Here is a 19,540-nt window from a genome sequence, read left to right on the forward strand (position 1 = left end):
AACCGCGTGGGCACCTGGTGCCCACTGCCGCCAGACGGAAAGCGGTGTTCCTGCAAGTGGTCGTGACAATTGATCGTGGCAATTGAGCGTGGCGCTTGCTCAAGCACCACCTCATCATTCCGGCAGCCTGTGTTCAGACCGTCCCCGCCAGCGCCTTGCACATTTCCTCGACATGCCGCTCATCCGTTCCGCAGCACCCGCCGATGACACGCAACTCTTTCAGCATGCGCTTCGCGTCACGCGTCTCTTGTCCGAGTTCCACCGGGACACCATCATCCAATTCCGTCGAGGCATCCAGTTCCGCATGGCTTTTCTTCGATGCATTCGGCCTCAAGCCGCGAATTCTTGATCCCCATTCGCCGTCTGCCGCGAAGGTGTTCGCGAAATGCGTCGGATGCACGCAATTGATCATGTAGTAGGCTGCATGGCCCTGCGTGGCTGCATCGGTTTTCTCGATCGCGTCCTTGAGCGACTGGCCTGAAGGCAACTTCCCGTCGGTTTCCAGCGTGAACGAGATGACCGCCGGCATGCCTGCAGCCTTTGCCGCGTTGACGACGCCGATTGCCTCCTCCACATAGTTGATGGTGAACGCCGAAACCATATCCGCGTCCGTCTGCGCGAAGGTCCGGATTTGTTCGGCATGATAGTCCTGCGCCGCGACGGCGCTCATCTTCGCGGACGGCACATAGCCGTCGCCGCGCGGCCCGATATTGCCGCTGATGACGATCTTCGTGTGTTCCGTTTCGTATGCATCCCGGATCTCGACAAGCATGGCAATCGCCTGCCGGTTGATTTCCGGCAAGGCATCGGGCGGCAAGCCGACCTTCTGCGCCCAGTCGCGGTTGGCGCGCCATGTCGGACTTTCGAGAACCAGCCCCATGCCGTAGCGTCGCGCCATTTCCGCATAGAGGCGATAGTAGTCCCGCAGCCGCTGTCTGCCGGAATCGCTCTGCAGCAGGACAAAAGAGGCGAACTCGGGCAAGTCGATGCCGTCCCGGAAAATCAACGTGGTTTCGAGTCCGCTGTCGGTGACAAACATGCCTTGCGATAACTGCGGCAAATGCGATCGGTACTTGGCCATCGGAATCTCCTGCGATGGGTGGAACAGGACATTGCCACTATAGGATTCAGCGCCGCGGCATATTGCGCGACATGGCCGATTCCTTGATCTGCCACAAGCGGAAAGAAAGCGGATGGCACCACCACGAAGCGGGGGACGACAGCGTGCCGGGTCGACACATTGCGGCCATGCAAACCATTTCAACAACGCGATGCCCGCTCGTTCAATCAGCACGGTACCTACCGTGCTCGGTCATGCTGTTCGATGACGGCATTCACCTCGGCGCCGAACAGCATGACCGCAGAGGAGAGGAAGAAGTACAACAGCAGCGCGATGATGGCGCCGATGCTGCCATAGGTGGCGCTGTAGTCGCCGAAATTGCGCAGATAGTAATTGAACCCCAAGGACGCCGCGATCCAGGCAAGGACGGCGATGGTCGCACCGGGACTGATGAAATGGAATTCCTGCTCGGCGTCGGGCGCAACGTAATAGATCAAGGCGACCACCAGCATCAGCAGCAGCAAAGCCGCCGGCCAGCGCAGCCATGCCCACAAGATGACAAACAACTGCTCCACTCCTGCCTGGTATGCCAGCCATTGAATCGTTTGCGGGCCGATGGCCAGCAGCACGATGGCGGCGATCAGCATGACGGCAATGCCTATCGTGTAAAAAATCGATAACGGAAAGCGTTTCCATACCGGACGGCTTTCGCTCACATCATGGGCAATGTTCAGCGCATGCATCGTGACGCGCATCGCGGCGGACGCGGTCCAGAGCGTCATGATCATGCCAAGCGATGCCAGACTGCCGTTCTTCTGCTGAAGCTCATCGATGACGGCGTTGACCGGCTGCATTGCCTCTTGCGGCAGCAGGATTTGCGCGCGTTCCTGCAGCCACTCGAAGAAATCGGACAGCTCCAGAAAGCCGAGCAGGGCGATGAGAAAAATGATGAAGGGGAAGATGGAAAACAGCACCTCGTACGCAAGCGCGGCGGCATGGGTCACCATGTCGTCGTCGACGAACTCCTTGACCGATGTCGTGACAAGTTCCAATGGACCGATCCCGCGCAGGCCGGGTATTCGCATTCGTCATGAATCCTTCGCCGCACGAACAATCGATTCAGACCAGCGTCAGCAATTCATCGAGATCGAGCGTGGAGGTTTTGCCGATATCGTGCCGGTGTTCCTGGTAGAAGGTGGCGGCGGAAAGGCGGCCATGGTCGCGCAGCATGCACAGAAAATCCCATTCGGCATTGAGCTTGGAGGAGGAGCCCAGATCCTCCAGCGCCGTGCCCGCGATGCGATGAATGCGCATACTGGCCCAGCGCGCTCCCTCGGTCTTGCCAAGGTCGGCTATTTTCCGCAGCAACGCGATCATTCGCAGCTCCTTGAGCAGGGGGGCATTGAAGGCGATTTCGTTGAGGCGATTGTGAATCTCCCGCGCCGTGCGCGGCAGGCTTTTGCGCAGCACCGGATTGATCTGGACCAGGATGGTATCCCGGCATTGCGAGTCCCGTACCAGCGGCGTGATGGTGGGGTTGCCGGCAAAACCCCCATCCCAGTAAGCCTCGCCATCGATCTCGACCGCCTGGAACATGGTTGGCAGGCACGCCGAAGCGAGCAGAACATCCGGCGTGATTTCCTCATTGCGGAACACCCGCCCCCTGCCGGTGTGCACATTGGTCGCCGTCACGAACAAGTTGATGGACGACTTGGCAAGCCGATTGAAGTCGATGCATTCTTCCAGCACGTCCCGCAGCGGATTGGACCCATTGGGATTCAGGTCGTAAGGTGAAAACACGCGTGCCGCGATGTCCGCGGCAAGGTATAGCGGAGAGTTGTCCAGCGACCAGCGCCCCATCAGGACATCCATGGGGGAACGCTGGAAAGGGCTGAAGCGGGCCGCTTCGGAATTGCGCCGCCAGAATCGCTCCAATGCGGCGCGCCCGCCTTCCGGCCCGCCTTGTTCATAGCCATCGATCATCACTGCGGCATTCATCGCGCCGGCCGAGGTTCCGGAGATGGCATCGATGCGCAGCCACGGCTCCTGCAGAGCGCGATCCAGTACGCCCCAGGTGAAAGCGCCATGCGAACCTCCGCCTTGCAAGGCGAAATCCACAAGCACCTCTTCACCATTCCTGGCATGAGTTTTCGCAGTCGTAGTGGCCATCACCCCTCCCAATCAAAAGATCGCGCGATTGAATTTGAAAAGATTTCCGCTCGTGTCCGCCGGCCTGACGCTCGTCTGAAAGTTGCCATTGACCGGCAGAAAATCGGCGCGACATCACGTAAAAAAGCACAATTACTCGGCAAAAAACGGATGCGATTGAGGATATACCCAGCCAAAGCACGCCACGGCAGGAACTGCACCGGCACTACGACTGGATCAATCAATGGCCTGCGTTGTCGCTGACAAGAAACATACGCAGAGGAGCGCAGCAAGCGCAGGGGCGCTCGGCACACCAATTCCGAAGGTTCGATCAGCGAATATCCCGCAGGGAAGAAATGGCGCGTGGAACGACCCTGCGCTGCTCTCGGAGTCGCCGCAGCCGCACACCGCGCGACATGAGCGATTCCTCGATCTTTCGCAAGCGGGAAGATCAGAGGCATTTTTGAGAAATCGCGCCGTGCAGAAACGCCCTATCTGCGCCACCCGATTTACGCGGAGCGGAACCATCCCCTATCTGAAAATCACTCATGGGAATCCCGGCCTCCGGCATGACGTCAATGCGCTCAGGTTGGAACATCAAATGCCGTCGTTGGCATAGCGCCTGTTTCAGAAATGAAGGGAACAGGCGCTTTTTCCCCAGATATTCACAAGTCATTTGAACATACAAGGCGAGGACCAAACCATCATGCATATTTCCCCCATTCGCTCCAATCAAACGCCACCCGTTACTGCCGCGCAGGACAGTCAAAATCCGACGATTACCCACCACATGGATATTGACTCGGACGAAGAGGGGAAGCAGGAATCAAACAACGCGGGAAAAAGAAGTTCTCTGCGCTTGCATCAGCAGAAGCTGGTTAGAGATGCGAGATTGACGCAGGCAAGAAAAGAACTCGGCGTCATGCCGTTGGACCACTCGAACAATGATGTGTCGGAATATTTCACAATACCGTTATCCCCAGGTGTCAACGGCGTCGGTTATACCGCCGAGGAGGCGCACAAGAGGATCAAGGAAAAACTTGAGGACTCTGCCCGCACGGAGACGTCGCTGGATGCCTTTAAAGAGGAAAGTGGCGACGCGACAGATAAGGCTGGGAAATGGAAACTGCCGCTCATGGCGTTCGCACTGCGGGAGGAGGCGGCCAGCCTCACCGGGAAGAATGCAACAGACCCCATAACCAGCACTTACAGCAAGCACAATGATGATCCCAACGATTCCCGTCGGGAATATCACACCTATACCGAATATACGGAGAATATTGTTACCCTTCCTCGCAATGCCAGCCATACACCGAATCCGCATAGTCGCGATCCAAGCGAAAACACGGGCGTGCCCATTACGGACCTCAATGGAAAACCTGTTCGGTATGAAAAAGCGCACCAGGCAGCGTTTCAATTTACCGGACAGGCAGGCGGTACGGTATGGGTACCTACGCAGGGAAATCAGGCAGTCGATTCGAGATTGGAACGATTCATAAAGGCGGGTAAAGCGGGCGGCTTCATATACCGCTACGACACCGCAAATGAGAGCAGTCTGTATGCGGTTCGGCGGAACGCCGACGACGGTTGGGAATTACGCCAGGCGTCCTACAAGCGTCGACAACAATCCCTAGGCACCTCAAGCAGTGGCCCGACGAGTGCCAGTACCAATGATGGCAGTTCAGGCATGGACTGAACTGCCGAGACTGGAGTCGTCCGTTTCATTGTCTTTCTGACTGGATGCGTCATTGACGGGCATACGAATCGCATCATTGGCTAGCTGAAGTCCGATTTGACCGACCCTGCAACGAGAGCAGGGGGTTATGGAGGGCGCGCCAATTCCGAAAGCTCAATCTCATAGATGAGAAATGGTGCGTGGAACGCACCCTACGCTTTCTGCACGAACATCCTCTATGGCATTGCGCAAGGCGATGCGAACCGGCTCGTCGCACAGGAGGGGCCGACGACGATAGGCGACCATCGTGAAGAAACAAGTTGATCCGGCAACCGAAGCGCGACGATAGCGTGACATGGTTGCGTATTTCAAGGCGGGAGACGGCGGGAAAACCGGATGGTGAGGATAGGGCGAATTTCGTAGGGTGGGCATGTAATGCCCACCCGGATGAATTCGGACGATGACATGATGATGTTGGGTTATCGAAGAACCGTGTGGGCATATGGTGCCCACACTACCCGACTATAATCACGAACGCCCCAACATGGCTATCGGCGACATCCCCCAAACAGAAACCGGCCTTAGCCACTTAGTTTCAACTTTCAGGCCGCTTCAAAAATGGGGCTTACCATAGAAAAGCACTGTATGAAAAAAATTCTAGGATTTGATGCGCTTCGAGCTCTATCAGTTGTGCTTGTGATCTTGTCCCATGTTGGAATCATCGGCTCTGTTTCTTCGCCGATATTGAAGGCCTTTTTTACAGTCTTTAATGCGAATACGGGCGTCACCATCTTCTTCGTTCTATCCGGTTTCCTTATTACCAGCCTCTTGATTTCCGAGTACAAGAGCACCGGCAGCATAAGCATCAAGAATTTCTTTATTCGCAGGGCATTGCGTATCCTGCCTCTGTACTATCTGGTTGTTGCGATGACGATGCTGATTTACTTGGTCGGTGAATTTCGCAACTTTCCGTATGTACGCTTTCAGACGATCCTGCACGCGCTCACTTATACCTATAATTTCATTCCATCAGCGCTGGAAAAAAATTTCCTGAGCCATTTGTGGAGCTTGGCGGTTGAGGAGCAGTTTTATTTGCTCTGGCCTTTTGTATTTTTTCTTTTAATCGGCAAGACCTATAGACTCGTTCTCTTCTGCATTGCGTTTGTCGCATGCTGTTTCGCATTCTATTTTGTGAGCGTCAATTGGGGTGAATTGCAGGGGACGTTTTCCCTGGATAGATGGTTTATTCCAGCGGCCTATCCAATCATCGTCGGCTGCTTGTTCGCGCTACTGATTAACGGAGTGAATGCGCGTGAAAGGTATGCGAAAGTCTTGTCGTCACCCTTGGCTTTGGCCTGTTCGTTCATCCTTGTCTGCAGCCCGCTCTTTCTGCCGCAAACGGTCAGCTTTGTGGTTCATAAACTGGCGATCGTGCTTGGGATAGCAGGAATTATCTCTTGGATTTTCTTGAATCAGAGCTCGCTGTTAGTCAAACACATGGACTGGGGGCCGATTGGGTATATCGGCACAATTAGCTATGGGCTCTATGTATGGCAGGGCGTCTTAACGGGCAACGGTAGCTATCGGGAGATATGGTTCTTTCCACCTCCTCCACTGCTTGGCGCTCTATTAACTTTTTTAGTTGCACCGTTGTCATACCACTACTTTGAAAGGTGGTTCTTGGTCCGGAAATCCAGGTACTCCAAAGACTCGGTTCCAGTCACTGTTCACTCGGCAGCGAATGAACATTTACAGCTGCGATAGTTGAAGCGATCAAATTGGCTTTCTACGATGTGACCAGGCTGCTCGTATGGCCGACATAGTGGGTGATGGTGTAGTTGCTCTGGCTTGCCTACAGCACGGTAGCACGGTAGGTTGGGCTGCAAAGCCCAACATTCTCGGTGGCCCTCGTCGCGTGACCGTGTTTTACGGGATTGAAGTACACATAGGCCACATGCTTTTCCAAGTCATCATCATCCCGAATCTGATGTTCCCAATAGCGATGCTGCCAAATGCCGCGTTCGCGCTTCATCCTCCGGCTCGGCCGTATTGCTTCGGTTTTCGGCAGCGCTCGTGAAAACGCCGCCTTGGTCAACGACCAGCGCAACGGGAAATCGGCATCGCCCTCCGGCATGCGCCAGATGGCGTGCAAATGATCCGGCAATACCACCATCGCGACGATTTCGAAGGGATGGGTTGCCGGCTTTTTCGCACCGCATCGCGCAGCGCTTGAATGTAATCGGTGAGGAGGCTGCTTTTCCGATCCGCCAGATTGACGGTGAAAAAACAGGTGGCGCCAGGGATGTTCGATCTTCGATATCTCATGGGCGTGGCGTTATTGGACGAGGATGTTGGGCTTTGCAGCCCACCCTACCAGGCCGGGTGCCCACGCTACCCGGCTTTCATTTATTTAGCGAACCAAAATCGTATAAGCGCAAAAGACAAAGCAAACAGATAGCCATATGTAAAGCGGTCAATGCGAAGCACTTCTTCGCCACGCTTACTGCGCCACCATCCCAAAACGCACATAAGCACCCCAACTACGACTGGCGTAACAACCAAATTAACTGTTTTCCAGGCACCTTCCACCAAATAAGAAGGAAACAAAAAGAGACTTATACCACCAGCAATCATTCCAAAAATGGTATATCCGAACGCTGCGATCCACGGGTTAGGCGGCCTGCGAAACGGTTCAGCCAACGAGTGAAAGCCCAGTTCTACCAAAACCTCCACCGCAATCTGGAGTAACAACTCACCAACTACCTCGAAAACGAACTCAATCATGCTGATGGTTACATAAAGCCAACGTTAGACATCGTTCGCGCCCTCTCGCAGATTCCTACAGAAGAACCGCGTGGGCACGATGTGCCCGCCCTACCCGACTTGCTAGTGCTCATTGTTCGCGCTCCACGCGGGCAAAGATATGACCACCATCCGACGCCTTTTGGCCAAAGAACTGCAGCATCTCAAAGTCGGAGTACAGAACAGCGCACGCGCGCATGAAGGCAACTCGCGGGTTTGAATGCTCTTCATGTGCGACGCACTTAAGCGCTAAGCACTTGTCCTTGATGTGTGCGGTTGTGAATGCGATTTTGGTGTGCTGGGTTTTGTGTGCTACCTGGTGAGCAAACTCGTTCCTGATGTCGCGAATGATGTGGAGATCTGAGCGGATAGTGTCGGTGACTAGGCCTAGAAGGCGGCTCAGGTCGATTTTGGACGATAGATTTGCCAAAGGTCCGCTTCCAGCAAAGAGTCTCTTCCATGAGTTGGGCTCATGGTGAAGAAAGAACTCTAGTGCTGCTGTGATTGACTCTTCAACCCACGCCATCGCTACTATGGCCGCGCCCCGGTCCGACTGCTCTTGAATCTCTTCAAGGAGCGTCGTCATGCGCTGTAAGCCTTCGGCTGAGTAAGGATCAATCTTCTTCATGTGGATGCGTCTAACTTGATTTACACAGCAAGGCCTGTCCTTATAACTCGGCGCCTGCTGTATAACGTGACGCCGAAGGAATGGTCGGGAGCCGCGCCAATTCTCGCTTGCGCGGCGACATATGCAATTTCATGCAGTATTAATTAAACCGCAAAAAGCGGCAAGCACTCGGCACCTACGCCACCTTCGCCTTCCCCAACAACGCCTTCAAATTCGCCAGCCGATCCTGCGGCGTGAGCACTTCCTCTTCCTTCGGCACCGCGTCACCCTCATCCAGCTTCATCTCCTTGATGAAGCGCGAGACGTCGCAGTTCACGCTCTCTCTTGCACGTTTGCGCTTCTTGCACCACGTGATGTGCAGGCTGCGTTGCGCGCGCGTGATGCCGACGTACATGAGGCGACGTTCTTCCTCGATGCGGGCGGCAAGCGTTTCGATCGGCGCATCGGGGTCGCCCTTGTGCGGCAGGATTCCTTCTTCGACGCCGACCAGGAAGACGTGCGGGAACTCCAGTCCCTTCGAGGCGTGCAAGGTGGACATGCGCACGGCGTCGGGTTCTTCGTCGCGGCCTTCCAACATGCTCATCAACGCGACCATTTGCGTCAGTTCGAGCAGGCTCTTTTCTTCGTCGGTGCCGTCGCGGCCGCCCTTGCCCTTGTCCTTCAGCCAGGTGGTGAAGTCGATCACGTTCTGCCATTTGTTTTGCGCCTGGCGGTCGTCGAAGGCGTCGTACAGATAGGCTTCGTAGTTGATCTCTTTCATCATCTCGTCGAGCAGCTCGGCGGCGTTTTCGCCTTTCTTGCTGGCGCGTGCTTCGAGGCCGTTGATGAAGCGGCAGAACTCGCGCAGCGGGGTCAATTGCCGGTCGGCGAGTTTGGATTCGATGCCGCCCTTGAAGACGGCTTCGAACAATGAGCATTGCCATTGGCCGGCGAAGGCGCCGAGCGCCTCCAGCGTCGATTGGCCGACGCCGCGCTTCGGCGTGGTGACGGCGCGGATGAAGGCGGGGTCATCGTCGCCGTTGGCGATCAGGCGCAGGTAGCTGATGATGTCCTTGATCTCGGCGCGGTCGAAGAAGCTCTGGCCGCCGGAGATGGTGTAGGGGATGCGTTCCTTGCGCAGCGCCTGTTCGATCACGCGCGCCTGATGGTTGCCGCGATAGAGCACGGCGTAGTCGGAGAATTTTGCGCGACGCTCGAACTTGTGCGCGGAGATCATGATCGCGACCTGCTCGGCTTCCTGCTCGTCGTCCTGCATCGCGAGGACCTTGACCGGGTCGCCGAGGCCGTGTTCGGACCAGAGCTGCTTCTCGAACAGCTTGGGGTTGTTGGCGATCACCGAGTTCGCGGCTTGCAGGATGCGCGTGGACGAGCGGTAGTTCTGTTCGAGCTTGATCACCTTGAGGTCGGAGAAATCGACCTGCAACTGCTTGAGGTTTTCGATGGTCGCGCCGCGCCATGCGTAGATCGCCTGGTCGTCGTCGCCCACCGCGGTGAACATCGGCTTCTTGCCGAGGCCGGTAACGAGCAGCTTCACCAGTTCGTACTGGCAGGTGTTGGTGTCCTGGTATTCATCGACCAGCAGGTAGCGCAGCTTGCGCTGCCACTTGTCGCGCACGGCTTCGTTGTTGCGGAACAGTTCGACCGGCAGGCGGATCAGGTCGTCGAAGTCGACGGCCTGGTACGCGGCGAGCGTGGCGACGTAGTTGCGGTAGATGCGCGCGGCCTGCGCCTCGTCTTCGGTGACGGCCTGCTTCAGCGCGGTGTCGGGATCGACGAGGCCGTTCTTCCACAGCGACATCGCGTTCTGGATGCGGCGGATCAATTGCTTGTCGGTGGTGATGGCGAGGTCCTGCACGATGGAGAAGCAGTCGTCGCTGTCCATGATGGAGAAGCGGTCCTTCAGGCCGAGTTCCTTCGCTTCGCGCCGCAGGATCTGCACGCCGAGCGAGTGGAAGGTACAGACCGTGAGGTTCTTCGCTTCCTTCGGCTGCTTCAGGAGCTTGGCGATGCGCTCCTGCATTTCCAGCGCGGCCTTGTTGGTGAAGGTGACGGCGGCGATGTTCTTCGCGTCATAGCCGCAATCCTCGATCAGGTGCGCGATCTTTTGCGTGATGACGCGCGTCTTGCCGGAGCCCGCGCCGGCCAGCACCAGACAGGGGCCGTCCATGTACTTGACGGCTTCGCGTTGCGGGACATTCATGCCGGAGGGGGCGGGATGGGACATGGGAAAAACCGGAGGGACAAAGCGGGCCATTGTAGCAGTGCAAGGCTTGCGAAATTGCAGTGTTGCAAGCTTTGCCACGGCGCTTTCGGGAGGCGATTTTGGGCGATGTCTTGCGTCAAGCCTATTGCGTAAAGTCCATGATGCCGGATTGACATTGCCCTACCATCAAGCTCATCACTCGGGAATGACATGAGACTTGCGCGCACTCGGATGGCATGGGGCATTTCGGCTTCGCTTGCAGCCGTGCTGATGGCATGCGCAGAAAAATCGAGCGACTATTTTCCCGGCTATGCCGAAGCGGAATACGTGCGGCTGGCGTCGCCGATTGCCGGTGCGCTGGTGAAGCTTCATGTGCAGCGCGGCGACCGGGTGGAGGCGGATGCGCCTGCCTTCGTGCTGGAACAGGACAGCGAGCGTGCGGTGCGCGAGGCGGCGGCGGCGCGTGCGCGCACGGCGCGGGCGCAGCTCGACAATCTGCTGAAGGGAAGACGGCCCGATGAACTCGCCGTGATCCGGCAGCAGCTGGCGCAGGCGGAAGCGGCCCTGCAACTGTCTTCGGCCACGCTGGCGCGGCAAAGACAGCTGGTGGCGGACAAGTTCGTCTCGCCGTCGACGCTTGATGAGGCGCGTTCCGCAGAGGTGCGCGATCAGGCCCGCGTGCAGGAGTCGCGCGCGCAATTGCGTGTGGCGCGGCTCGGCGCGCGCAGCGACGAGATCGATGCCGCGCAGCAGGAACTCAAGGCCGCCGAGGCGCAGCTCGCGCAGGCGGAATGGCAGGTGGCGCAGAAGACGCAGCGCATGCCGGCGGCGGGCGTGGTCAACGATGTGCTGTACCGCGAGGGCGAGTACGTGCAGGCGGGCAGCCCGATCATCAGCCTGCTGCCGCCGCAGAACATCAAGGCGCGCTTCTTCGTGCCGGAAACGGCGGTCGGGGCATTGCGCATCGGGCAGGAGGTGCAGCTGCAATGCGACGGCTGCGATGCGCCCATCCCTGCCAGGATCAGCTTCGTGTCGAACGCGCCGGAGTACACCTCACCGCTGATCTACAGCACCGAGAATCGCGCCGCGCTGGTCTTCATGGTCGAGGCGCGCCCCGCTGTCGACGATGCGCGGCGGCTGCATCCGGGGCAGCCGGTGGAGGCGCGGCTGGCGGCGCAGGGGACACGCTGATGGAGGCGATCATCGACGTGCGCGGGCTGACCAAGCGCTACGGCGAGCGCACCGTGGTCGATCATGTGGACATGCGCGCCGAGCGCGGCCGCATCTACGGCTTCCTCGGTCCCAACGGCAGCGGCAAGACGACCACCATCCGCATGCTGTGCGGCCTGCTCACGCCGGACGACGGCAGCGGCACCTGTCTCGGCTACGACATCCGCACCGAGTCGCGCGAGATCAAGCGTCGCGCCGGCTACATGACGCAGCGCTTCGGCCTGTACGAGGACCTGAGCATCGAGGAAAACCTGTCCTTCATCGCCCGCGTGTACGAAGTGCCGCAGCGCGAACGGAAGGTGCGGGCCACGCTGGAGCAGCTCGGCCTCGACAAGCGCCGCACGCAGCTGGCCGGCGCGCTGTCGGGCGGCTGGAAGCAGCGGCTGGCGCTGGCCGCCTGCCTCCTGCACGATCCGCAGCTGCTGCTGCTCGATGAGCCGACCGCAGGCGTCGATCCGAAGGCGCGGCGCGAGTTCTGGGATCGCCTGCACGAGCTGGCCGCAGCGGGATTGACGGTGCTGGTTTCCACGCATTACATGGACGAGGCCGAGCGCTGCCATCAGCTTGCCTACATCTCCTACGGCCGTTTGCTGGCGCAGGGCACGGCGGAGGAGCTGATCGCGCATGCGGGGCTGGTGACGTGTGAATTGAGCGGGTCGGGACTGGACGCGGCGGCAAAGGCGCTGCGGGCGAATCCCGCGCTCAATGTCGCCGCCTTCGGGGCGACGCTGCACGTGAACGCGAAGTCCGAAGGCGAACTCGATGCCGCGCTTGCGCCGTACCGCAAGGCAGGTACGGGCGGCATGCGCATCGTGGCGGTCGATACCAGTCTCGAGGATGTGTTCATCGCCTTGATGCAGGCATCGGAGGACAGGCAGGGATAGGGTTTTCGAACCGCCGAAGGTCTGTCATTCCGAACGCATGTGAGGAATCTCCATCGCCTGCGCTGCATTGACATTCGAGATTCCTCACTGCGTTCGGAATGACGGACCGTCGGAATATCGACTTGATTGAAACGGACTGAAGTCACCATGAACTGGTCGCGCTTCCTCGCCATCCTCATCAAGGAATTCCGCCAGCTGCGGCGCGACCGCCTCACGTTCGCGATGATGGTGGGCGTGCCGATCCTGCAGCTGGTGCTGTTCGGCTTTGCCATCAATACCGATCCGAAGCGCCTGCCGACGGCGGTGGTGGAAGCGGACCAGAGCGAGTTATCGCGCAGCCTGATCGCCGGGCTGGAGAACTCGGCCTACTTTCGCATCACGCAGCGGCCGCGCAGCGAGGCGGAGGGCAATCGCCTGCTGGCCGAAGGCGAGGTGCAATTCCTGCTGGTGATTCCGCCCTCGTTTTCGCGCCAGCTGCTGCGCGGCGAGCGCCCTGCCGTGCTGCTGGCCGCCGATGCGACCGACCCCGCCGCCTCCGGCAACGCGCTGGCGGCGCTGAACGCGATCAGCCTGCAGGTGCTGGCGCGCGACCTGCAGGGGCCGCTGCGCGCGCTGCAGCCGGGCGCAACGCCGTTCGAAATCCGCGTGCAGCGCCGCTACAACCCGGAAGGCATTTCGCGCTACAACATCGTGCCCGGCCTGATCGGCGTGATCCTAACGATGACGATGGTGATGATGACTTCGCTGGCGATGACGCGCGAGCGGGAGCGCGGCACCATGGAAAACCTGCTGGCGACGCCGGTGCGGCCGCTGGAAGTCATGGTCGGCAAGATCGTGCCCTACATCCTGATCGGCTACGTGCAGGTCACGGTGGTCCTGCTGGCGGCCTGGCTGCTGTTCAATGTGCCGATGGTCGGCAGCCTGGTCCTGCTGCTGGCGGCGCTGGCGCTCTTCATGGCGGCCAACCTCACCGTCGGCTTCACCTTTTCCACCATCGCGAAGAATCAGCTGCAGGCGATGCAGCTGACCTTCTTCTTTTTTCTGCCGTCGATATTGCTGTCGGGCTTCATGTTCCCGTTTCGCGGCATGCCGGACTGGGCGCAGGCGATTGGCGAAGTCCTGCCGCTGACGCATTTTTTGCGCATCGTGCGCGGCATCATGCTGAAGGGGAACGGCGCGGCGGAGATCGTGCCGGAACTATGGCCGCTGGCGCTGTTCATGCTCGTGATGGGCGGCGTGGCGCTGAAGCGTTACCGGCAGACGCTGGATTGAGCGCACCAAGGTTTTCATTCCGGCTTTCCATCCTTGCAACAGACGGCCGATCACGCTACGCATCGGCGCCTGCATGAAGATGCGCGCGCGGCCGTGCCCGACGCCTTCTGCCAGCACCAGCCTGTCGTGCGGAATGACAAACACATCACCGGGATGCAGGAAGATATCGTCGAGTCCGCCATATGCAGTGATCCACAGCACACCCTCCACGCATTCCATGCGACGGCCCCTGGCATTTGTCAGACGCAGCGGATGATTTTCATGGAGTGCGCATTCGATCTGGTGGTCCGATATCGTGAGTATGGTAGGTTGCATGGCGTTCCTCCGTCGTTGAACTCGTTGCAGACAGAGTACGCAGCGCCGGGACTTCGCAACAGGCGCAGCGAATCGAAATTGTTACCATGTCAGTTCATGCCGCCGCCAACTGTCATGGTCGAAAAAGCGCCCAACTGTATCTTGGTCGGAACTCGGCCGCAGCGCACAATCGCATCATGTCCGCCCAACTCAAGCTGTACGAAAACCTGGCCGACGAGCTCGGCACGCTGATCGCCAGCAGGGTGTTCGCGCCCGGCGACCGCCTGCCCTCGATCCGCCACCTGTCGCAGCAGAAGCGGCTGTCGATCAGCACCGTGATGCAGGCGCTGCGCCTGCTGGAAGACCGCGGCCTGATCGATGCGCGGCCGCAGGCGGGCTTCTATGTGCGGCACCGCGCGCGGCATCCGCATCCATTCGCCGCCAACGAAGCACAAAGTCTCGATGCGCCGACCTATGTCGGCATCAATAACCTGCTGATGCGCGTGCTGCGCGCCAACAAGTCACCCGATGTGCTCGATCTGGGACTGTCCTGCCCGCAGGCGGAGATGTTGCCGGTCAGGCGCCTGCAGCAAATCATGGGCGCGGTGGCCCGTCGCCGCCCCGACCTGCTGACGCAGGATGGCTGCTTCGACACCAACGAACCGAACTTCGTGCGCCAGGTGATCCGCCGCGCGGTGGACTGGGGCCGTCTCGATCCGCAGGAAATCATCGTCACCAATTCCTGCACCGAGGCGATGAGCCTCTCCCTGCGCGCAGTCGCCAGGCCGGGTGACACGATCGCGATCGAATCGCCGACCTACTTCGTGCTGCTGCAACTGATCGAGAGCCTGGGCATGAAGGCGCTGGAGATTCCGACCGATCCGAAAACCGGACCGTCGATCGATGCGCTGGAACTGGCGATGCGCGAGGGCCTGGTGCAGGCATGCCTGTTCGTCCCGAACGGCAACAACCCGATGGGCAGCGTCATGCCTGACGAGAACAAGAAGCGCCTCGCGGGCCTGCTGTCGCGTTACGACATCCCGCTGATCGAGGACGACGTCTATGGCGATCTCTGTTTCGCAGCGGAGCGGCCATGGCCGGTCAAGGCCTACGACAGCACCGGCAATGTGCTGCTGTGCTCGTCCTTCTCGAAGGTTGCCAGTTCATCGGCGCGCGTGGGTTATGTCAGTGCGGGACGCTACACGCAGCAGCTCGCGCTGCTGAAGAACGTGTCCAGCGGCGGCACCAATCATTTCTTCCAGGCGGTGCTGGCCGAGTTCATCGGCAGCAGCGCCTACGATACCCAGGTGCGCAAGATGCGGCGCACGCTGACGCAGCAGATCGCGCGCATGTCGGATGCGGTGGCCGAACACTTTCCATCGGAATGCTCGGTGTCGGAACCGCAAGGCGGCTTCACGCTGTGGGTGCGGCTGCCGGAACGGGTGGATGCGCTCGCGCTGCATCAGGTCGCACTCGCGCAGCGCATCGGCTTCATGCCCGGTCCGCTGTTCTCGGCATCGGGACGATTCGCCAATTACATGCGCATCAATTGCGGCAGAACCTGGGATGCGAAGACGGAACTCGCGGTGCGGCAACTCGGCGCGCTGGTCCGTGCCCATGCGGAGCGAATCTGACGCGGATCGTGCCCGAATGATGCGCGCTGTCCATGCACCTGTTCCTCGCCGCGATGCGGCTTTCATCGTCATGCAAGAACCGGCATGCATCCTCTGTCATTCCGAACGCATGTGAGGAATCTCGAACGTCGACGCCGCGCAGGCGATCGGCGCACCTCAAGATTTCGCTTGTCGCGCCGATAAATCCGAAGAGTGCGTTTTCGCCATGAGCCACCCGCAGATAGTTGACCATCGGTGGCAGGCGGATCCGCAACCATCCGTATCAGTTCAGACTCACCCAGCTTCGGAAGCAGATGACATGACTCACCCTTCGATTCACACAACGCCCCACCAGCAACCCTCGCCGCTGCATGCGATTTGGCGCACGGCAGACGCACTGTTTCTCATCACACTGATCGCATCCGGCATGCTGGCGCTGGCGATCGGTTATCAATATGGCAGCTTCGCGCTGGGCGCCGCCGTCGCGTTCGGCTTGATCGCACTGGGCGCGGCGGCCTTCGTCGTCGCGCGCGGCACGCTGACCTCGTGCCTTGCGCTCGCCTTCTGCAATGTGGCCATGGTTGCGCTGCACATCCAGCTCGGACGCGGCACCGAGGAATTCCACTTCGGCGTGTTCGTGCTGCTGGCGCTGATGCTGGCCTATCGCGACTGGCGGCCGGTGCTGTTCGTCGCCGCGCTGTTTGCCGTGCATCACGTGGCGTTCGACCGGCTGCAGGCGATGGGCATGGGCGTCTACTGCACGCCGACGCCGGACTTTTTCAAGATGCTGGTGCATGCCTCTTACGTCATCGTGCAGACCGGCGTGGAACTGGCGATCGCGCGCTACATGCACAACTCGACGCTGCAGGGCGCGGAACTGACGGCGATCGTCGCGGTGCTCAACCGCGACCGGCACATCGCGCTCAACGTCGAACATGTGGCGGTCGAAACGGCAGGCGGCCGCGCGCTGAAAGACGCAATCCTGAAGGTGAAAGGCGCGATGGAGAACATCACCGACACCAGTCACAACATTGAAAGCGCGGTGGCGGAAATCGCCTCCGGCAACGAGAACCTGGCGCAGCGCACCGAGCAAACCTCGGCCAGCCTGCAGCAGGTCGCCATGTCGATCGGCACCATCACGCAGAACGTGACGCAATCGGCGGCAGCCGCCTCGCAGGCCGATGCGCTGTCGCGCTCGGCCTCGCTTGCCGCGCATGGCGGCGCGGATGTCGTGCACCAGGTGGTGGAAACCATCCACGGCATCCAGGCCAGCTCGAAACACATCGCAGACATCACCAGCCTGATCGACGGCATCGCGTTCCAGACCAACCTGCTGGCGCTGAATGCCGCGGTCGAGGCCGCACGCGCCGGCGAACAGGGGCGCGGCTTCGCAGTCGTCGCGGCAGAAGTGCGCAACCTGGCGCAACGCTCGGCCGAAGCCGCCCGCGAAATCCAGGCCGTGATCAGCAACTCGCTGTCCCGCATCGACGAAGGTGCGCGGCTCGCGACCAGCGCCGGCGCGTCGATGGACAGCATCGTCGATTCGGTGAAGAAGGTGGAGAGCATCCTGCATGACATCGTCCACGCGGCGCAGCGTCAGAGCGAAGGCGTCAACGACATCAACAGCGCGGTGCTGCAATTGGATGCGAACGCGCAGAAGGATTCGACGACGGTCGACGAGCTGGCGGCCGTCGCGATGCACCTGCGCGAGCACGCGCACGCCCTGTCGGCATCGATCGACAGCTTCGATATCGGCAGTCGTGCGAGCGGTGCGAGAAACGCCGTTTTGCTGGCGGCATAGACGGATTGCGCAGGGTCCGGCCGCACGGCGCACCGGCCCTGCCCGCTTTCATTTCACGTCAAACAATTCCATCCCGTTGCGGTAGGCGATGCGCTCCGCGACATCGCGCGGCAACGCCGACAGCATGCGCCGGTAAAACGCCGCCATCTCCTCCACCTGGCCCCAGCGCGGCGTGATCCAGGTATCGGTGCCGACCACGAAGCGGCTCGGATAGCGCAGCATCAGCTGCTTCCAGCGCGGACTGAGCGCGCCGTCCTGTTCCACGTCTGAACGGTAGGACAGTTCGCCGACGATGGTCGGATGCTGCGCGAACATCTGCTCCACCTTGTCGAGCGGCGTGGTCATGCCGGTATGCGCCCAGATCAGCTTGACGCCCGGCGCGTGGCGCAGGATGCGCTCGACCGCGTCCGCATCGGCGTGCGCATGCAGCCACAGGCCGCGCTCCCTCGCGAGGCGGGCGATCTTCGCCACATAGGGTGCGTCGGCGTCGGCGCCGAAGATGTGGAATTCGCCGATGCCGCGATAGATGCCGCGCTGCAGCTCCTTCTCGACAAGGGCCTCGACGCCGCTGTTGCTGAACCAGTCGTAGCGGTCCGGCTGCACGCGATAGGGCCGCAGGAAGGGCACGATGGTGATGTCGGGCGCGTGCTGCGCGATGAGATCGAGCGTGCCGTCGTTCGGCCGGCTGGTGGCGAGCACGGCGCGGATGCCGGCCTTGCGCCAGAGTGCGATGACCTGCTGCGGCGACAGCAGCGAGCGTGCCTCGACGTTGTAGTGCATGTGCGCGTCGAACAGCGGCAGAGGCGGCAGTTTGTCGGGTTGCGGCTGGCCCTGCGCGAACGTGCATGTGGCGAACGCCGCCAGCGCGGCCAGTGCGGCGGCGATGCGCCGGCGCATCATTGCACCACTCCGAGCTTGCCGCTGTGACTGCCCATGTACCACAACCGCCCCTTCGCATCGACGATCATCTTGCGTATCCCCTCGTTTTTGGTCGGCAATTCAAACACGCGGAATTTCTCCGTGGCCGGATCGAACAGCGTCACCGTATCCGTGCCGATTTCGTTGGCCCATACCTTGCCCGCGCCGTCGAGCGTGACCGCATACGGATTGGCGCGCGGGCCGGCGGGCATGTCGAAGCTCTTGATGAGTTTCGCGGTTCGGGCATCAATGTGACTCAGCTTGCCGTCGCCGTAGCGCACCACCCACAGGGTGTTGTCGGGCGCGGCGGCGATGCGGCGCGGCATCGAGCCGCTGCCGAGGTCGATCTCGCTCACCGCGCCGGATTTCGCATCGATGCGGCCGACGCGCTGGCCGCTGGCCTGGCAGAACCAGATGTTGCCGTCGCGATCCATCGCCAGCCCGTACGGGCCGTCGCGCGAGCCGTATTCCGTCATTTTTTTACTGCTGCGGTCGTAGCGCGTGACCTTGTTGGCCGATTGATTGGTAAACCACAAGGCGTCGCGGCCGTCGAAGATGATGGTGTGCGGGCTGCCGCCGGACGGCGTCTTGTGCGCCACCATCTGCCCGGGCCGGCCTTTGTCGAACGGGATTTCGAGCAGCGTGCCATTGCCGTTGCCGGTCATCCACACCGTGCCTTTTTCATCGACCACCAGACCGTGCGGCCGCGTGCCCGGCGGCAGATCCCACTCGTCGAATTTTTCCGAGACGGGATCGAAACGCGCCAGCTTGTTGCCGTGCATGACGGCAATGTAGATCATGCCGTCGGGCGCGGCGGCCGGATCGCGCGCGAATTTCGGCGTGGGCACCGGCCATTCCGACACCTTGCCGGTGGGCTGCGAGATGCCGGGAGTCACGGTGTAGTTCGAACCGCCGGCCTGCGCCAGTGCGGGAAGCAGGATCAATAGCGGCAGCAGGATTCGCATGGTTCGCTCCTTTCGGGGAAGTCCTATTCTGGCGCAGGCGAGGAACG

General features: G+C 60.3%; 18 protein-coding genes. 7 read left to right on the forward strand and 11 right to left on the reverse strand.

Annotation, left to right across the window (positions count from 1 at the left end):
- Positions 1–133: 133 nt before the first annotated feature.
- The 4 genes from D3870_RS17690 to D3870_RS17705 form a co-directional block, all read right to left on the reverse strand.
- Positions 134–1,081 carry a homocysteine S-methyltransferase family protein gene (locus D3870_RS17690; protein ID WP_119741172.1) on the reverse strand — a complete coding sequence of 316 codons (948 nt, stop codon included), beginning with the start codon at positions 1,079–1,081 and terminating at the stop codon, positions 134–136.
- A 218-nt stretch (positions 1,082–1,299) separates the two neighbouring features.
- Entirely contained in the window at positions 1,300–2,145 is an 846-nt protein-coding gene (locus D3870_RS17695; RefSeq protein WP_119741175.1) for a YihY/virulence factor BrkB family protein, read from the reverse strand.
- Between the two features lie 34 nt (positions 2,146–2,179).
- The gene (locus tag D3870_RS17700; protein WP_119741178.1) at positions 2,180–3,229 is read right to left on the reverse strand and encodes a patatin-like phospholipase family protein; all 1,050 of its coding nucleotides are present in this window, start codon (positions 3,227–3,229) and stop codon (positions 2,180–2,182) included.
- A gap of 430 nt (positions 3,230–3,659) precedes the next feature.
- Positions 3,660–3,920 carry a hypothetical protein gene (locus D3870_RS17705; RefSeq protein ID WP_119741180.1) on the reverse strand — a complete coding sequence of 87 codons (261 nt, stop codon included), beginning with the start codon at positions 3,918–3,920 and terminating at the stop codon, positions 3,660–3,662.
- Here D3870_RS17705 and D3870_RS17710 point away from each other — a divergent pair.
- Positions 3,915–4,904, forward strand: a complete 990-nt coding sequence (locus D3870_RS17710; RefSeq protein ID WP_119741182.1) for a hypothetical protein — start codon at positions 3,915–3,917, stop codon at positions 4,902–4,904. The genes D3870_RS17705 and D3870_RS17710 overlap by 6 nt on opposite strands.
- A 624-nt stretch (positions 4,905–5,528) precedes the next feature.
- A complete protein-coding gene (locus D3870_RS17715) occupies positions 5,529–6,647 on the forward strand; it encodes an acyltransferase family protein (protein ID WP_158590500.1) in 1,119 nt (372 codons plus the stop codon).
- An 88-nt stretch (positions 6,648–6,735) separates the two neighbouring features.
- Here D3870_RS17715 and D3870_RS22580 read toward each other — a convergent pair whose 3' ends face one another.
- From D3870_RS22580 to D3870_RS17735, 4 genes are all read right to left on the reverse strand, one after another.
- Positions 6,736–7,203, reverse strand: a complete 468-nt coding sequence (locus D3870_RS22580) for an REP-associated tyrosine transposase (RefSeq protein ID WP_479724600.1) — start codon at positions 7,201–7,203, stop codon at positions 6,736–6,738.
- Positions 7,204–7,289: 86 nt separating this feature from the next.
- The gene (locus tag D3870_RS17725; RefSeq protein ID WP_119741188.1) at positions 7,290–7,667 is read right to left on the reverse strand and encodes a hypothetical protein; all 378 of its coding nucleotides are present in this window, start codon (positions 7,665–7,667) and stop codon (positions 7,290–7,292) included.
- A gap of 109 nt (positions 7,668–7,776) precedes the next feature.
- Entirely contained in the window at positions 7,777–8,313 is a 537-nt protein-coding gene (locus tag D3870_RS17730) for a hypothetical protein (protein ID WP_242490021.1), read from the reverse strand.
- Between the two features lie 175 nt (positions 8,314–8,488).
- A complete protein-coding gene (locus tag D3870_RS17735; protein ID WP_119741190.1) occupies positions 8,489–10,537 on the reverse strand; it encodes a UvrD-helicase domain-containing protein in 2,049 nt (682 codons plus the stop codon).
- A gap of 189 nt (positions 10,538–10,726) precedes the next feature.
- Here D3870_RS17735 and D3870_RS17740 point away from each other — a divergent pair, with 189 nt between their 5' ends.
- The 3 genes from D3870_RS17740 (at position 10,727) to D3870_RS17750 (ending at position 13,902) form a co-directional block, all read left to right on the forward strand.
- The gene (locus D3870_RS17740; RefSeq protein WP_242490022.1) at positions 10,727–11,707 is read left to right on the forward strand and encodes an HlyD family secretion protein; all 981 of its coding nucleotides are present in this window, start codon (positions 10,727–10,729) and stop codon (positions 11,705–11,707) included.
- Entirely contained in the window at positions 11,707–12,630 is a 924-nt protein-coding gene (locus D3870_RS17745; RefSeq protein ID WP_119741193.1) for an ABC transporter ATP-binding protein, read from the forward strand. Before D3870_RS17740 ends, D3870_RS17745 begins: the two co-directional genes overlap by 1 nt.
- Before the next feature lie 147 nt (positions 12,631–12,777).
- Complete coding sequence (locus D3870_RS17750; protein ID WP_119741196.1) at positions 12,778–13,902, forward strand: ABC transporter permease; 1,125 nt, start codon at positions 12,778–12,780, stop codon at positions 13,900–13,902.
- Here D3870_RS17750 and D3870_RS17755 read toward each other — a convergent pair.
- Positions 13,828–14,217, reverse strand: a complete 390-nt coding sequence (locus D3870_RS17755) for a DUF2917 domain-containing protein (RefSeq protein WP_119741199.1) — start codon at positions 14,215–14,217, stop codon at positions 13,828–13,830. The genes D3870_RS17750 and D3870_RS17755 overlap by 75 nt on opposite strands.
- A gap of 176 nt (positions 14,218–14,393) precedes the next feature.
- Between D3870_RS17755 and D3870_RS17760 the strand changes: the two genes are divergently transcribed.
- Positions 14,394–15,830, forward strand: coding sequence for an aminotransferase-like domain-containing protein (locus tag D3870_RS17760; RefSeq protein WP_119741201.1), 1,437 nt, complete (start codon positions 14,394–14,396; stop codon positions 15,828–15,830).
- Between the two features lie 298 nt (positions 15,831–16,128).
- The gene (locus D3870_RS17765) at positions 16,129–17,610 is read left to right on the forward strand and encodes a methyl-accepting chemotaxis protein (protein ID WP_147375823.1); all 1,482 of its coding nucleotides are present in this window, start codon (positions 16,129–16,131) and stop codon (positions 17,608–17,610) included.
- A 48-nt stretch (positions 17,611–17,658) separates the two neighbouring features.
- Here D3870_RS17765 and D3870_RS17770 read toward each other — a convergent pair whose 3' ends face one another.
- Positions 17,659–18,510 (reverse strand): amidohydrolase family protein, encoded by an 852-nt coding sequence (locus tag D3870_RS17770; protein WP_119741206.1) that lies wholly within the window; start codon positions 18,508–18,510, stop codon positions 17,659–17,661.
- Positions 18,507–19,493 carry a Vgb family protein gene (locus tag D3870_RS17775; protein ID WP_119741207.1) on the reverse strand — a complete coding sequence of 329 codons (987 nt, stop codon included), beginning with the start codon at positions 19,491–19,493 and terminating at the stop codon, positions 18,507–18,509. The genes D3870_RS17770 and D3870_RS17775 overlap by 4 nt, the downstream gene beginning before the upstream one ends.
- Between the last annotated feature and the right edge of the window lie 47 nt (positions 19,494–19,540).

This window comes from Noviherbaspirillum cavernae (assembly GCF_003590875.1).
In the GTDB taxonomy this organism is placed as follows: Bacteria; Pseudomonadota; Gammaproteobacteria; order Burkholderiales; family Burkholderiaceae_D; genus Noviherbaspirillum; species Noviherbaspirillum cavernae.